The organism is Mycobacterium sp. 1482292.6 (genome assembly GCF_001672995.1).
GTDB classification, from domain to species: domain Bacteria; phylum Actinomycetota; class Actinomycetes; order Mycobacteriales; family Mycobacteriaceae; genus Mycobacterium; species Mycobacterium europaeum_A.
The window spans coordinates 11,366-26,798 of record NZ_LZKV01000208.1 but is presented as its reverse complement, the minus strand read 5'-3'; the positions used below and the strand labels follow the sequence as shown (position 1 = coordinate 26,798).

Here is a 15,433-nt window from a genome sequence, read left to right as displayed (position 1 = left end):
CTGCGATGACACAAACAGTGGTGATCACCGGAGCCAGCGCCGGCATCGGCCGCGCCACCGCGAAGGAGTTCGGGCGGCGCGGCGCCAACGTCGCCCTGCTCGCTCGCGGCGCCGCGGGGCTCGACGGCGCCGCCCGTGACGTCGAGGCCGGCGGCGGCAAGGCGCTGGCGATCCCGACTGACGTGGCCGACCACTCGGCCGTCGTCGCCGCCGCCGACGAGGCCGAATCCGCCTTCGGCCCCATCGACGTGTGGGTCAACGTCGCGTTCACCTCGGTGTTCGCGCCGCTGCGCGAGATCAGCGCCGAGGAGTTCAAGCGCGTGACCGAGGTGTCCTACCTCGGCTACGTGCACGGCACCATGGCGGCGCTGGCCAAGATGCGCCCCCGCAACCGCGGCACCATCGTGCAGGTCGGCTCGGCGCTCAGCCAGCGGTCGATCCCGTTGCAGTCGGCGTATTGCGGCGCCAAGCACGCGGTCAACGGGTTCACCGAATCGGTGCGTTGCGAACTGTTCCACGAGGGCTCGAAGGTGCGGATCACCGTCGTGCAGATGCCGGCGGTCAACACCCCGCAGTTCTCCTGGGTGCTGTCCCGGCTGCCCCGCCATCCCCAGCCGGTGCCGCCGATCTACCAGCCCGAGGTCGCCGCGCGCGGCGTGGTGTATGCCGCCGACCATCCGGGGCGCAAGCAATATTGGGTCGGCGATTCCACCATGGTGACGCTGCTGGGGCAGAAGTTCGTCGCGCCGCTGCTGGATCGCTACCTCGGGCGCACCGGCTACGACTCCCAGCAGACCGAGGAACACGTCGGGCCCGGCCGGCCGCACAACCTGTGGCAGCCGCTGGACGACGAACCGGGCACCGACCACGGCGCGCACGGCCAGTTCGATGACAAGTCGCACGCGCGCAGCCCGCAACTGTGGGCGTCGCAGCATCCCGCCATCAGCGGTACCGGCGCGCTCGGCGCGGCGGGGGTGGGCGCGTGGCTCGCGGCGCGGGCGGGCCGCCGGTGGGCGCGATGACAACCGCGCGCATCGACGCGGCTATCGAAGGGGTCACCGCGCAGGCCTACGAAATCCCCACCGACGCACCGGAAGCCGACGGCACCCTGTCGTGGTCGTCGACCACGCTGGTGCTCGCCGAGGTTGCGGCCGGCGGCCGGCGCGGCATCGGCTACACCTACGCCGACGGCGCGTGCGCCGCGTTGATCACCGGCAAGCTCGCCGGCACGCTCACCGGCCACAGCGCCGTGGACATCCCGGCCCGGTGGCAGTCGATGGTCATCGCGATGCGCAACAACGGGCGGCCCGGGCTGACGTCGTGCGCGATCTCCGCGCTCGACACCGCGCTGTGGGACCTCAAGGGCAAGCTGCTGGAGCTGCCGGTGTGCCGGCTGCTCGGCATGGCGCACCCCGAGGTGCCGATCTACGGCAGCGGCGGCTTCACCACCTACGACGAGCGCACCACGCGTGCCCAACTCGAACGCTGGGTCGGCGAGTGGAAGATCCCGCGGGTGAAGATCAAGATCGGCGAGTCATGGGGCTCCGACGTGGGCCGCGATCTGGATCGAATCGCCTTGGCGCGCAAGGTGATCGGGCCGGACACCGAACTGTATGTCGACGCCAACGGCGGCTACCGCCGCAAGCAGGCCATCCGGGTGGCCCACGCCATGGCCGACCACGGCGTCACCTGGTTCGAAGAACCCGTCTCCTCCGACGACCTGGCCGGCCTGCGGGAGGTGCGCGACCAGGTGAGTCCGGATGTCACCGCCGGCGAGTACGGCTACGACCTGGCCTACTTCAACCGGATGCTCGCCGCCGACGCGGTGGACTGCCTGCAGATCGACGTCACCCGCTGCGGGGGCATCACCGACTGGGTGCGCGCCGCGGCCGTGGCCGCTTCCTACAACGTCGACGTGTCCGGGCACTGCGCTCCCAACCTGCACGCCCACGTCGCCACCACGATCCCGAACCTGCGACACCTGGAGTACTTCCACGACCACCACCGCATCGAACACCTGCTCTTCGAGGGCGCCCTGTCCCCCGAGGGCGGGGCCCTGCGCCCCGATCAGCACCGCCCGGGCTTCGGGTGCGAGTTCAAACACCGCGACGCCGAGCGGTACCGGGTGGCCTAGGCATGGAGCCGCGCAAAAACGGGAATTGACAAGCCAAGGTTTTCACAACGGCGATTGGGGAATCGCACCATGACGGTGAACTCCAGCGACGACACTGTTGAGCGCCGTGAGCCGGTGGTGACTGACGTCGTCGAGGAAGGCGACCTGAGTGCGGTCGACCTGGTGCTGGGCCTCGGCGAGCCGCAGCGCGTCGGCAGGTTCTGGTTCTACATCGACGGCCATCGCTGGGAGTGGTCGGACGCGGTCGCGCGCATGCACGGCTACAAGCCGGGACAGGTCAAGCCCACCACGGAACTGCTGCTGCAACACAAGCATCCGGACGACCGGGAGCGGGTGGCGGCCGTGCTCGACCGCGTGATGAAGGGCAAGCCGTTCAGCAGCCGGCACCGCATCATCGACACCGCCGGTCGCACCCGGTGCGTCGTCGTCGCCGGCGATCGGATGGTCGACGGCACCGGTGCGCTGGCCGGCACGTCCGGGTTCTACGTCGACGTCACCGACTCCCTGCACTCCGACATCACCAACGTGCTGTCGGCGGTGGCCGATGCCCGCGCGCGCATCGAGCAGGCCAAGGGCGTGCTGATGACCGCGTACGGCATCTCGGCCGAGCGCGCGTTCGACATCCTGGTGTGGCGTTCCCAGGAGGCGAACCTGAAGCTGCGCGACGTCGCGAGCCGCTTCCTGGACGCCGTGGCCAGCAAGGCGTCGGCGGAAACCCAAAGCCAGGTGGACCACGCGCTGCTGACCCTCGGCTAGCGGCGGGACGCTAGGGTCGGCCCGGTGGCGCACCTACTTGGGGCCGAGGCCGTACACCTCGAATATCCGACTCAGGTGGTCTTCGACTCGATCACGCTCGGGGTCAACGACGGCGCCCGCATCGGCATCGTCGGGCGAAACGGCGACGGCAAATCCAGCCTGCTGCGGCTGCTGACCGGTCAGCAACGACCCGACGCCGGGCGGGTCACCCGGCGCAGCGGGTTGCGGGTCGGCGCGCTGAGCCAGGCCGACACCCTGGACCCGGACCGCACCGTGGGCTACACGCTCGTCGGCGAGGCGGCCGAACACCAGTGGGCCGGCGACGCGCGGGTGCGCGACGTGGTCACCGGGCTGGTCTCCGACATCGCCTGGGAGGCAACGGTTTCCACCCTGTCCGGTGGGCAGCGTCGCCGGGTGCAGCTGGCCCGATTGCTGATCGGCGAATGGGACGTCATCGCGCTCGACGAGCCCACCAACCATCTCGACATCGAGGGCATCACCTGGCTGGCCGGGCATCTGCGGCAACGCTGGGCGCGCAACACCGGCGGGCTGCTGCTGGTGACCCACGACCGCTGGTTCCTCGACGAAGTCGCCACCACGACGTGGGAGGTGCACGACGGAATCGTCGAACCGTTCGACGGCGGCTACGCCGCCTACGTTCTGCAGCGCGTCGAGCGGGACCGGATGGCCGCCGTCGCCGAGGCCAAGCGGCAGAACCTGATGCGCAAGGAGCTGGCGTGGCTGCGCCGCGGCGCGCCGGCTCGGACGTCAAAACCCAAGTTCCGGATCGAGGCGGCCAACCAGCTGATCGCCGACGTGCCGCCGCTGCGCAACACCGTCGAACTGGCCAAGCTGGCCACCGCCCGGCTGGGCAAGGACGTGGTCGACCTGCTCGACGTCTCGGTCTCGTTCGGGGGCCGCCCGGTGCTGCGCGATGTCGAGTGGCGGATCGCCCCCGGCGAGCGCACCGGCATCGTCGGGGCCAACGGCGCCGGCAAGTCGACCCTGCTGAGGTTGATCGACGGCACCATCGAGCCGGACGCGGGCCGCGTCAAGCGCGGCAAGACCGTGCGCCTGGCGGTACTCGACCAGCAGGGCGACGCGCTGGCCGCGGTCCGCGGCGACCGGATCGCCGATGTGCTGGGCCGACTACAGGGCGGCTACCAGGTCGACGGCCGCGAGGTCACCCCGGCGCAGCTGCTGGAGCGACTCGGCTTCGGCGTGCGCGGGTCTCAAGGCCAGCTGTCGGCCCGCGTCGAGGATCTCTCCGGCGGTGAGCGGCGGCGGCTGCAGCTGTTGCTCACCCTGCTTTCCGAGCCCAACGTGTTGCTACTGGACGAGCCGACCAACGACGTCGACACCGACACGCTGGCCGCCATGGAGGATCTGCTGGACTCGTGGGCCGGCACGCTGATCGTCGTCTCGCACGACCGCTATCTGCTGGAGCGGGTCACCGATCAGCAGTACGCGGTGCTCGACGGCCGGTTGCGGCACCTACCCGGCGGCGTCGACGAGTACCTGCGGCTCGCCGGCGAGCGGACCGCCCGGGCCGCCCAGGATTCGCCGCGGCCCGCTTCCCTGCCCGAGGCCCAGGCGATGTCCGGCGCACAACGCCGGGCCGCGGAAAAGGAGGTGGCCGCCCTGGACCGGCAGCTCGCGCGGTTGGCGGACCGGATCGCGGACAAGCACCACGAACTGGCCGCGCACGACCAGTCCGACCACGTCGGCATCACCCGGCTCACCCGGGAGTTGCGCGCGCTCGAGGACGAGGTCGCCGCGACGGAGGGACGCTGGTTGGAGCTCTCCGAGTTGCTCGAGTAAACACTTGGGCCGCAACGGGTTTCGCGAGAGCGTCAGTGCCAGCGCAGCAGCACCAGTTCGGACCCGAAGCCGGGCCCCATCGCGAGCAACAGGCCGGGGCTGGCGGCCGGCGGCGGTTTGGCGATGGTGTCGCGCAGGATGTGCAGCACCGACGCCGACGAGAGGTTGGCCACCTCCCCCAGCGAGCGCCAGGTCAGTTCCTGCGCCTCCGGGGGCAGTTCGAGGCTCTTGGCGATCGCGTCGATCACTTTGGGGCCGCCGGGGTGGGTGACCCAGGCGCCGATGTCGTCCTTCGTCAGCCCGTGCGGCGTGAGGAAGCTGCTCACGTCGTCGGCCAGATAGCGGTCGATGACATTGGGCAGCTCCGGCGACATCGTCGGTTGCACGCCGTCCGAGCCGATGTTCCAGCCCATGATGTGCAGCGATTCGGGATACAGGCGGCTGCGCGAATCCACGATGTCTGGCCCGGCGGAATTCAGTTGCTGGGCGCGACGGTCCCCGGCGGCGACCACGGCGGCGGCGCCGTCACCGAACATCGCCGTCCCGACCAGTCCCGACACGGTCGGGCGGACCGTCGGAAAGGTGAGCGAACACAGCTCGACCGACACCAGCGCGGCGACGCCGTCCGGGGCACCGCGCAGGTAGTCGTGCAGCCGGCCCACCCCGGCCGCCCCGGCCGCGCAACCCAGGCCGAACAGCGGCATCCGCCGCACGTCCGGGCGCAGGCCCAGCCGCCCGACGATCCGCGCGTCGAGTGACGGCACCGCGATGCCGGTCACCGTCGTCGTGGCGATCATGTCAATGTCCCGCGGTCGCAGCCCGGCCTCGTCGAGCGCGCCCAGCAGCGCTTCACAGCCCAGCTCCACGGCCTTGTCGACGAAGATCTCGTTGGCGGCACCGAAGTCGGTGAGCTCGTGGTAGCGCTCGAGGGGCAGCACCAGGTGGCGGCTGTTGACCTTGGCGGCGGCGTGCAGGCGCCGGACGATCTCTTCGTGCTCGGCCAGCGCGGGGAACTTGACCACCTGGTCGGTGACCTCGCTTTGACTGTAGCGATGCGGCGGCACTGCGCCGAACACACCCGCGATGACGCTCATGATCTGCTCTCTTGGTTGCCGACCAACCTCAATACGGCTCCGCGTAATGCCGGAAGTTTATGCCGTCCCGTAGCGCGGCGCAAAAGTCTTTGGTATTCAACACATGCCTCATTAGGGCGTCTTTCTGTTCGCGTAATCATATCCGCCAGTGGGGAATTCATCACTCGGTGTCTTCCTCGTCCGCCGAGCTCAGCGCCATCGCGATCAACGCGTCCGGGCTCAACGAGTCGATGTCGTCGGCACCGGAATGTGCGTCTGCGGCCGACGTTTCCGGTGCGCCGGCGAGCAATAAGAGTTTTTCGAGCATTCCCGTTCTTCGGAGCTCGCGCACCGGAATCTTGCGCAGCGTCGACCAAATTCTTTCGTCGTCGGATTCGCCCGCCTCGTCGTGCAGCAGTTGCCGGCGAAGATGATCGGCCAACGCGGCCGGCGTCGGATAATCGAAGATCAGCGTTCGCGACAAAGCCAGTCCGGTATGGCTGGTGAGACGGTTGCGCAGTTCGACCCCGATCATCGAGTCGAACCCGATGTCGCCGAACGCGCGGTCGTGGTCGATGGCGTGGCCGCCGGGATGCCCCGAGACGGCCGCCGCGTGCTCGCAGACCAATTCGACCAGCACACGGTGCTGATCGTCGAGGGCCAGTCCGTGCAACCGCTGCGCCAGGTCGGGTGCTCGAGCCGCCGTGGCGGGCGGCGCCGCCCCGGCTCCACCGGATCCCAGCCAAAAACGTTGCCGTGCAAAGCCGTACGTGGGCAAGTCGATCCGCCGGGCGTTGCGTCCGGCGAACACGGCGGCCCAGTTCGGGTCGAGGCCGCGGGAGAACAGCCGGGCGGCCGCGAACACCAGCGATTCCGTTTCGGGGTGGTCCTTGGCCATCGTGGGCACCGATACGGCCTGCGGCGTGCTCAGCGATTGGTCGACCGCCGCCGTCAGCGCCGCGCCCGGGCCCAGCTCCACGAAGGTCCCGGCGCCGGCGGCCTCGGCGGCGCGCACCCCCTCGAAGAAGCGCACCGGCTGGCCGATGTGCGCCGCCCAGTACTGCGGCGAGCCGTAGCCGCCGCCCGCGAACTGGCCGGTCAGGTTGGACACCAGCCCGATTCGCGGCTGCCTGGCCTCGATGTCGGCCACCGCCGCGGCAAACTGCGCCACCATGGGCTGCATCAGCGACGAGTGAAACGCGTGCGACACCGCCAGCCGATGCACGCGCCGACCCATCCGGGCCAGCCGGTCCGCCAGCGCTTCGACGGGGGCCTCGGCGCCGGACAGCACCACCGCGTTGGGGCCGTTGACCGCCGCGAGGCTCACCCCGTCGGTCAGCAGCCCGGCGACCTCGGCTTCGCCGGCCTCGACCGCCACCATCACCCCGCCGGCCGGCAGTTGCGCCATCAACCGGCCTCGCGCCGCCACCATGCGCGACGCGTCCGCGAGCGACAGCACCCCGGCCACGCACGCCGCGGCGATCTCACCCACCGAGTGCCCCATCACCACATCCGGTGTCACACCGAAGGATTCCCACAAGGCCGCCAGCGCGAGGCCCAACACGAACAAGGCCGGCTGGGCAAACTCGGTGCTGCGCAACAACTCCGGGTCGTCGCCCCACATCACCTCGCGCAGCGGCAGCCGGACGTGCGCGTCCACCGACGCGGCGGCCTCGTCGAACGCGCGGGCGAACGCGTCGAACCGGTCGTACAGTTGCCGACCCATGCCCAACCATTGCGAGCCCTGACCCGGGAACACGAAGGCCGTCGCGCCGGACGAACCCGCCCGGCCCACCGCGACATTCGGCCGTGGCTCCCCCGCGGCGACGGCCGCCAACCCCGCCGTCAGCGCCGCGGCGTCGCGACCCACCACGACCGCGCGGTGCTCGAAGAGTGTCCGGGTGTCGACCAGCGACCGGGCCACGTCGAGGGGGCTCACGCCGGCCCGGTCGGCCACGAAGTCAGACAGCCGCCGGGCCTGGTTAACCAGCGCCCGTTCGGAACGGGCCGACAGCACCCACGGCACAACCCCATCCGTGGCCGCCCGCGAATCCGATGGCGCGGTGTCCCGCTGGGCCGGGGGCTGCTCGACAATCAGGTGTGCGTTGGTGCCGCCCATGCCGAACGAGGACACCCCGGCCCGCCGCGGCCGATCCCCCGACGGCCACGCCGCCAGGGCGGTGTTGACTTGCAGCCCAAGATGATTCAGCCCGGCCTCGGGGTCGGTGTAGTTGAGGCTGGGCGGGATCGCGGCATGTTCGACCGCCAGGGCGGCCTTGAGCAGGCCCGCGATTCCCGCGGCGCTGCCGGCGTGACCGATGTTGGTCTTCACCGAACCGACCCGCACCGGATCGTGCGCGCGCCCGGCGAAGACCTCGCCCAGCGCCCGGGCTTCGATCGCGTCGCCGACCTTGGTCCCGGTGCCGTGCGCCTCGACGTAGTCGATGTCGCCGATGTCGAGGCCGGCGTCGGCGAGCGCGCGCCGGATCACGTCCGCTTCACTGCGCGCCGACGGGACGGTCTGGGCGGCTCCGCTGTGCCCGGCGTTGCCGACGGCACCGCCGCGAATGACGGCGTGAATGCGGTCGCCGTCGTCCAGGGCGGCCGCCAACGGCTTGAGCAGCACCAGTCCGCCGCCTTCACCGCGCACGTAGCCGTCGGCGCGACGATCGAAGGCGTAGGTGTGGCCCGACACCGATACCGCACCGAATTCCCGTTCCAGCATGGCGATTTCGTCGGACAGGTTGAGGTGGACGCCGCCCGCGACGGCCATCGTCGCCCGCCCGGTGCGCACGCTGTCGCAGCCGAGGTGCACCGCCACCAACGAGGACGACTGACCGGAGTCGACGGTCATGCTGGGTCCGCGCAACCCGAAGGCGTACGACACCCGGTTGGCGATCATCGCCCGGCTGATGCCGGTGAAGGTGTGGTGGTCCAGGTTGTCGACGAGATCGCGCAGCGTCAGGGCCGCGTAGTCGTCCGTCATCGCCCCGAGGAACACCGAGACCTCTTGTCCCCGTATCTTTTCCGGCACCACGAACGCGTCCTCGAGCAGCTCCCAGGTCAATTCGAGGGCCAGGCGCTGCCGCGGATCCATCGCGGCCGCCTCACGCGGCGACAGGTTGAAGAAGTCCGCGTCGAATTCCCCGGCGTCCCCGCCCAATTGGGCGGCCTCACGCCCGTCACGGATCAGGCGCCAGAACGCGGACGGGTCGGGCGCGCCCGGAAACCTGCAGGCCAGCCCGATGATCGCGACGTCTGTCGGAGGCAAGTCAGGGGCCGACTTCGTCGTCGAGAATGGCGAACAGCTGACTGTCGGTGGCGGTGGAGATGTCGTCGTCGAACGCGTGCTCGGGGTGTGCCAGCAGCGGTGCCGGTGCCGAGCCCGGCACCGTGTCCAGCAGGCCTTCCAGCCGGGCGACCAGTTGCTTCTTGTCGCCGGGACTGAGGTCGGGCTGATTGAGCAGCGCCTGCAGTTCGCGGGTGATCTCCTCGAAGCGGGCCGTCCGGTCGGGCGGGGTGGCGGCCGCCGCGCCGGGGCCGCCGGTGGCGAGCTGGGTGCCGAGGTGTTCGGCAAGCGCGGCCGGTGTGGGGTGATCGAAGATCAACGTGGGCGAAAGGGTGAGTCCGGTAGCGATTTTGAGCCGGTTGCGCAGCTCGACGGCGGTCAGCGAATCGAACCCGAGATCGCCGAACGCGTCGTCGGCGTGGACGTCCGCGGTGCTGTGACCCAACACCGTGGCCGCGTTGCTGCAGACCAGTTCCACCAGTTCGCTGTGCCGCTGCTCGGGCGACATGCCGCCCAGCCGCGCCCGCAGGCCGGTCAGGGACACCATGTCGGTGTGCTCCAGCATCCGGCGAGCCGGGCGGGCGGCCAGCTGGCTGAGCAGTGGCGGCAACGTGGCGCTGTGCTGCCCCAGCGCGCCCCGATCGAGTCTTGTGCCCACCACCATGGGGTGTTCGGCGAGCAACGCGGCGTCCAGCAGTTCCAGCGCTTGCCGGGTGGTCAACGCGCTCAGCCCGGCGCGGCTCATCCTGGCCTTGTCGCGCTCGCCGAGGTGTTGGGTCATCGCGGAGGATTCTTCCCACATTCCCCAGGCGACCGATAGTCCCGCCAGCCCGTGAGCGTGGCGATGCGCCGCCAGCGCGTCGAGGAAGCTGTTGGCCGCCGCGTAGTTCCCTTGGCCAGGGGCGCCCACGATGCCCGCCATCGACGAAAACGCCACGAACGCCGCCAGATCCAGGTCCCGGGTCAGCTCGTGCAGGTGCCAGGCCCCGTCGACCTTGGCCCGCAGCACGGTGTCCATGCGCGCCGCCGTCAGGGAGGCGATCACCGCGTCGTCGAGCACGCCCGCGGCGTGGAACACCGACCGCAACGGGTACCGCGCCGGCACCCGGGCCAGCAGGGCCGCGACGGCCGCCCGGTCGCCGACGTCACAGGCGACCACCGACACCGACGCTCCCGCGTCGCGCAGTTCGGCGGCCAGCTCGGTCATGCCGTCGGCGCGGTCACCGCTGCGGCTGACCAGCATCACGTGGGGCACCCGGTGCCGCTCGACCAGATGCCGTGCCACCGCCGAACCGGCCATGCCGGTCCCGCCGGTGATCAGCGCGGTGCCGCCGGCCAGCCCGGCGGGCCCGCCCGGCATGGTGAGCACGACCTTGCCGATGTGGCGGGCCTGGCTGACGAACCGGTAGGCGTCGGCGGCGCCGCGCGCATCAAACGCCTTGACGGGCAACGGCACCAGGACGCCGGCCGCGAACAACCTCAGCAATTCCGCCAGCATCTCGGCGATGCGGTCGGGGCCGGCCTCCATCAAATCGAACGCGCGGTACGTCACGCCGGGATGGGCCCGGGCGATGTCGTCCGGGTCGCGCAGATCGGTCTTGCCCATTTCGATGAAGCGACCGCCGGCGCCCAGCAGCCGCAGCGACGCATCGTTGAACTCCCCCGCCAGCGAGTTGAGCACCACGTCGACGCCCCCGGCGAACTGCTGCTCGAAGTCCAGCGTGCGCGAATCCGCGATGTGCGCATCGTCGAATCCCATGGCGCGCAGGGTGTCCCACTTACCGCGGCTGGCGGTCGCGTAGACCTCCGCCCCCCAGTGCCGGGCCAGTTGCACCGCGGCCATGCCCACCCCACCGGTGGCGGCGTGCACCAGCACCCGCTGCCCGGCGCGCAGGCCGGCCAGCACCGACAGCCCGTAATAGGCCGTCAGGAACACCACCGGCACGGCCGCGGCCTGGGCCATCGACCAGCCGCGCGGCACCCGGGTCACCAATCGGCGGTCGACGGCCGCCTCCGAACCGGCCAGCCCGAAGATCCCCATGACCGCGTCCCCGACGGCCAAATCGGCGACGCCGGGGCCGAGTTCGGTGACGATCCCGGCGCCCTCCGCGCCCAGTTGGGCCGCACCCGGGTACATGCCCAGTGCCACCAGCACGTCGCGGAAGTTCACCCCGGCCGCGGCCACCGCCACCCGCACCTGGCCGGGCTCCAGTCGCGCGGGCGGATACTCCTGGACGGCGAGATCTTCGAGCGTCCCGGCGTCGCCGGCGGCCAGCCGCCACACCGCCGGCGGGTCGGGCAGCTGCAGCAGGGGCCGCCGGTCGGCCGGTTTCAGCCGGGCGCTGTAGGCCACCCCGTCGCGCACCACGACTTGTGGCTCGCCGCAACCGATCACGGCGGCGACATCGAGCGTTCCGTCGGTATCGACCAGCACCACGCGACCGGGGTGTTCGGCCTGCGCCGACCGCGTCAACCCCCACACCGCCGCACCGGCCAGGTCCGTCACGTCCTCGGCCGCCAGTCCGACCGCGCCGCGGGTCTGCACCACCAGGACCCCGGCCGCCTCACCGGCCAGCCGACTTTGCAGCGCACCCAGGGCCTCGTGCGTCGCCGCATACACCGACGCCACCGCGCCGGCATCCGCCGCCGATGGCTCCCAGACGGTGAAGTCCGCCCCGATCCCGTTGCCCGGCAACGACATCGGCGACCACACCACGTCGAGCAGCTCACCGCTTCCCGAACGGGCGGCCACCGCCGCCGTCAACTGGTCGGCCGAGACGGCGCGCGTGACCAGCTCGCGCACCGACAGGACCGGTAGGCCGGACGAATCGGCCAGCTCGATCGAGACGGCACCGGGACCGGCCGGCGCCAGCCTGACCCGCACCCGCGACGCGCCGGCCGCGTACAGGCTCACGCCCTGCCACGAGAATGGCAAGACGGTCTCGATCCGCTCGTTGGCCACCCCCAGCGCGTGCAGCGCCGCGTCCAGGACCACCGGATGGATGCCGAGGCCGGCGGTCGAGACGCCGGCCTGCTGCGGGAGCTCGACCTCGGCGAAAATCTCGGCGCCCCTTCGCCAGACGGCGCGCAGCCCCTGAAACGCCGGTCCGTAGCCATAACCGCGGGCCGCCAGACCCTCGTAGGCGCCGGTCACGTCCACTCCGTCCGCGCCCGGCGGCGGCCACATTGACAGGTCGGCGGCCGGTTCCCGCGTCGCGCCGTCGCTGAGCACGCCTTCGGCGTGCAGCACCCAATCACCTTGCGCGGCGCGGGAATACACGGCGACCGAGCGGGTGCCCGCCTCGGCGGCCGCGGTCACCACGACCTGCAGGTGTACCACGCCGGCCGCCGGCGGCGACGGAACCACCAGTGGCGCCGACAGAGTGAGCTCTTGGACCAGCGAGCAGCCGACCTCGTCGCCGGCCCGCAACGCCAACTCCACGAAGCCGGCCCCGGGAAACAGCACGGTGCCGGCGACCGCGTGGTCGGCCAGCCATGGCTGGGCGGCTACCGAAAGCCGGCCCGTCAACACCACACCACCGGAGTCCGGGCGATCGACCACCGCGCCCAGCAACGCGTGCTCGGCCTCGGTGAGACCGAGGCTGGCGATGTTGGCCGACCCCACCGAATCGCCGGACAGCCAAAACCGGCGGCGCACAAAGGCATAGGTGGGCAGCTCGACACGCCGGGGATGCAGATCGGCGAAGGCCGCCGCCCATTGCACGTCGGCGCCGGCCGTGAACAGCTCCGCCGCCGCCCGCAACAGCGAGTCGATCTCCGGGCGGCCTTTGGCCATCGTGACCACCGTGGACGCCCGGTCGGCGGTCAGGGACTGTTCCACCGCGGACGTCAACGCCGCGCCCGGCCCCACCTCCAGGAACACCCCGGCAGCCAGGGATTCCGCCAGCCGCACGCCGTCGACGAACCGCACCGGCCGGCGCACGTGGTCCACCCAGTACGCGACCGAGCCATAGCCGGGGCCGGCCAGTTGCCCGGTCAGGTTGGACACCAAGGCGATTCGCGGCTCGGCCGCCGAGACCCCGGCCGCCACCGCCGCGAAGTCGTCCAACATGGGTTCCATCAACGGCGAGTGAAACGCGTGCGAGACCGCCAGCCGGTGCACCCGCGCGCCACCGGCGGCCAACCGGTCGGCGACCGCCCCCACCGCGGCCTGCTCACCGGAGAGCACCAGCGAACGCGGGCCGTTGACCGCCGCGATGCTCACGGCGCCGTTCAGCAGGGGGGCCACCTCGTCCTCGGTCGCGGCCACGGCGATCATCACCCCGCCGGCCGGCAGCGCGGCCATCAGGCGACCGCGCGCCGCCACCAGCCGGGCCGCGTCGGGCAGCGAGATCGCCCCGGCCACGCACGCCGCGGCGATCTCGCCCACCGAGTGGCCGATCACCACATCCGGTGTGACGCCGAAGGACTGCCACAGCGCGGCCAACGCGATCTCCACCACGAACAGTGCCGGCTGGGCGAATTCGGTGCTCTGCAACAACTGCGGGTCGGTGCCCCAGATCACGTCGCGCAGCGGCAGCCGCGTGTGCGCGTCCACCGCCGCGATGGCCTCATCGAAGGCCTGCGCGAACACCGGAAAACGTTGGTACAGTTCGGCACCCATGCCAAGCGACTGGGAACCCTGCCCCGGAAACACGAACACTCGCCTGCCCACCGACCGGGTCCGGCCGACCAGCACGGCCGGATCGGGGCGCCCGGCCGCCAAACCCGCCAACCCCGCGCTCAGGGCGGCCCGGTCGGCGCCGATCAGCACCGCGCGATGCTCGAAGGCCGCCCGGGTGGTCGCCAGCGACCAGCCCACGTCCACCGCCCGCGGGCCCGCCTCGACGTTCAGCCGGTCCAGCAAGCGTTGCGCCTGACCCGTCAGCGCCTCGGGCGATCGGGCCGAAAGCACCCATGGCACAACCAAATCGGGCGTCTCCAGAACCGGCTCGGTATCCTCGTCGAGGGTCGCGGGGGGCTGCTCCACGATGACGTGCGCGTTGGTGCCGCTGATCCCGAACGACGAGACGCCCGCCCGCCGTATCCCGCCGTGGTCGGGCCACGGCCGCGGATCGGTCAGCAGCGAGACCGCGCCGGCGGACCAATCCACGTGCGGCGACGGGATGTCCACGTGCAGCGTCTTGGGCAGCACCCCGTGCCGGATCGCCTGAATCATCTTGATCACCCCGGCCACCCCGGCCGCGGCCGAGGTGTGGCCGATGTTGGATTTGATCGACCCCAGCCACAGCGGGCGGTCCGCGGCGCGATCCTGCCCGTACGTCGCCAGCAGCGCCTGGGCCTCGATGGGGTCGCCGAGCACCGTCCCGGTCCCATGGCCCTCGACCACATCCACGTCCGCGGCCGTCAACCCGGCGTTGGCCAGCGCCGCCCGGATGACGCGCTGCTGCGATGGCCCGTTGGGTGCGGTCAGACCGTTGGACGCGCCGTCCTGATTGACCGCGGTACCGCGCAGCACCGCCAGCACCGGATGCCCCAGCCGCCGGGCGTCAGCCAACCGCTCCAGCACCAGGACGCCGGCGCCTTCCGACCACGAAGTCCCGTCCGCCGCACCGGCATACACCTTGCAGCGACCGTCGGGGGCCAGCGCACGCTGGCGGCTGAACTCGACAAAGGCCGCGGGGGTGGCCATCACGGTCACGCCACCGGCCAGCGCCAGATCGCACTCCCCGGACCGCAGTGACTGCGCGGCCAGATGCATGGAGACCAACGACGACGAGCACGCGGTATCCACCGACACCGCGGGGCCCTCCAGGCCCAACACGTAGGACACCCGGCCCGAGGTCACGCTCAGCGTCGAGCCGGTGAGCCCGTAGCCCTCCAGCTCGCCCTTGACCTCCCCGCCATAGCCGGCGTGGATGACGCCCGCGAAGACCCCGGTCGCCGAGCCGCGCAGCGTGACGGGGTCGATCCCGGCCCGCTCCAACGCCTCCCAGCAGATCTCGAGCATCATCCGCTGCTGGGGGTCCATGGCCAGCGCTTCGCTGGGCCCGATGCCGAAGAAACCGGCGTCGAAATCGCCCGCGTCCGCCAGGAAACTGCCCTGCCGGGTGTACATCTTTCCCTTGGTGTCGGGGTCGGGGTCGTACAACCCCTCGACGTCCCAGCCGCGGTCGGCCGGGAAGTCCGACACCGTGTCGCGGCCCTGAATCACCAATTCCCACAAGTCTTCCGGCGATTCGACTCCACCGGCGTAACGACACGCCATGCCCACCACCGCAACGGGCTCGGAGAGCCGGCCCTCCAGTTCCGCGACGCGCCGCCGGGTCCGCCTGAGATCCGCGGTGAGGCGTTTCAGGTAGTCGACGTGCTGCGAGGTGCCCGGCATCGTTGCTCCTT

Annotated in this window: 7 protein-coding genes; 4 read left to right on the top strand and 3 right to left on the bottom strand. The window is 71.2% G+C overall.

Annotated features, from left to right (window positions below):
- Positions 1-5 precede the first annotated feature (5 nt).
- The 4 genes from A5624_RS21060 to A5624_RS21045 all read left to right on the top strand — a co-directional run bounded on the left by A5624_RS21060 (position 6) and on the right by A5624_RS21045 (position 4,711).
- A complete protein-coding gene (locus A5624_RS21060; protein ID WP_066870500.1) occupies positions 6-1,022 on the top strand; it encodes an SDR family oxidoreductase in 1,017 nt (338 codons plus the stop codon).
- Positions 1,019-2,134 carry an enolase C-terminal domain-like protein gene (locus A5624_RS21055; protein ID WP_156749110.1) on the top strand — a complete coding sequence of 372 codons (1,116 nt, stop codon included), beginning with the start codon at positions 1,019-1,021 and terminating at the stop codon, positions 2,132-2,134. Before A5624_RS21060 ends, A5624_RS21055 begins: the two co-directional genes overlap by 4 nt.
- Before the next feature lie 69 nt (positions 2,135-2,203).
- Positions 2,204-2,890 (top strand): PAS and ANTAR domain-containing protein, encoded by a 687-nt coding sequence (locus A5624_RS21050; protein WP_066870497.1) that lies wholly within the window; start codon positions 2,204-2,206, stop codon positions 2,888-2,890.
- 24 nt (positions 2,891-2,914) lie between these two features.
- A complete protein-coding gene (locus A5624_RS21045) occupies positions 2,915-4,711 on the top strand; it encodes an ABC-F family ATP-binding cassette domain-containing protein (protein WP_066870494.1) in 1,797 nt (598 codons plus the stop codon).
- A 32-nt stretch (positions 4,712-4,743) separates the two neighbouring features.
- Here A5624_RS21045 and A5624_RS21040 read toward each other — a convergent pair whose 3' ends face one another.
- The 3 genes from A5624_RS21040 to A5624_RS21030 all read right to left on the bottom strand — a co-directional run bounded on the left by A5624_RS21040 (position 4,744) and on the right by A5624_RS21030 (position 15,422).
- Positions 4,744-5,805 carry a type III polyketide synthase gene (locus tag A5624_RS21040; RefSeq protein WP_066870491.1) on the bottom strand — a complete coding sequence of 354 codons (1,062 nt, stop codon included), beginning with the start codon at positions 5,803-5,805 and terminating at the stop codon, positions 4,744-4,746.
- A gap of 160 nt (positions 5,806-5,965) precedes the next feature.
- Positions 5,966-9,055 carry a type I polyketide synthase gene (locus tag A5624_RS21035; RefSeq protein ID WP_066870489.1) on the bottom strand — a complete coding sequence of 1,030 codons (3,090 nt, stop codon included), beginning with the start codon at positions 9,053-9,055 and terminating at the stop codon, positions 5,966-5,968.
- Between the two features lies 1 nt (position 9,056).
- The gene (locus A5624_RS21030; RefSeq protein ID WP_369827506.1) at positions 9,057-15,422 is read right to left on the bottom strand and encodes an SDR family NAD(P)-dependent oxidoreductase; all 6,366 of its coding nucleotides are present in this window, start codon (positions 15,420-15,422) and stop codon (positions 9,057-9,059) included.
- Positions 15,423-15,433: the final 11 nt, after the last annotated feature.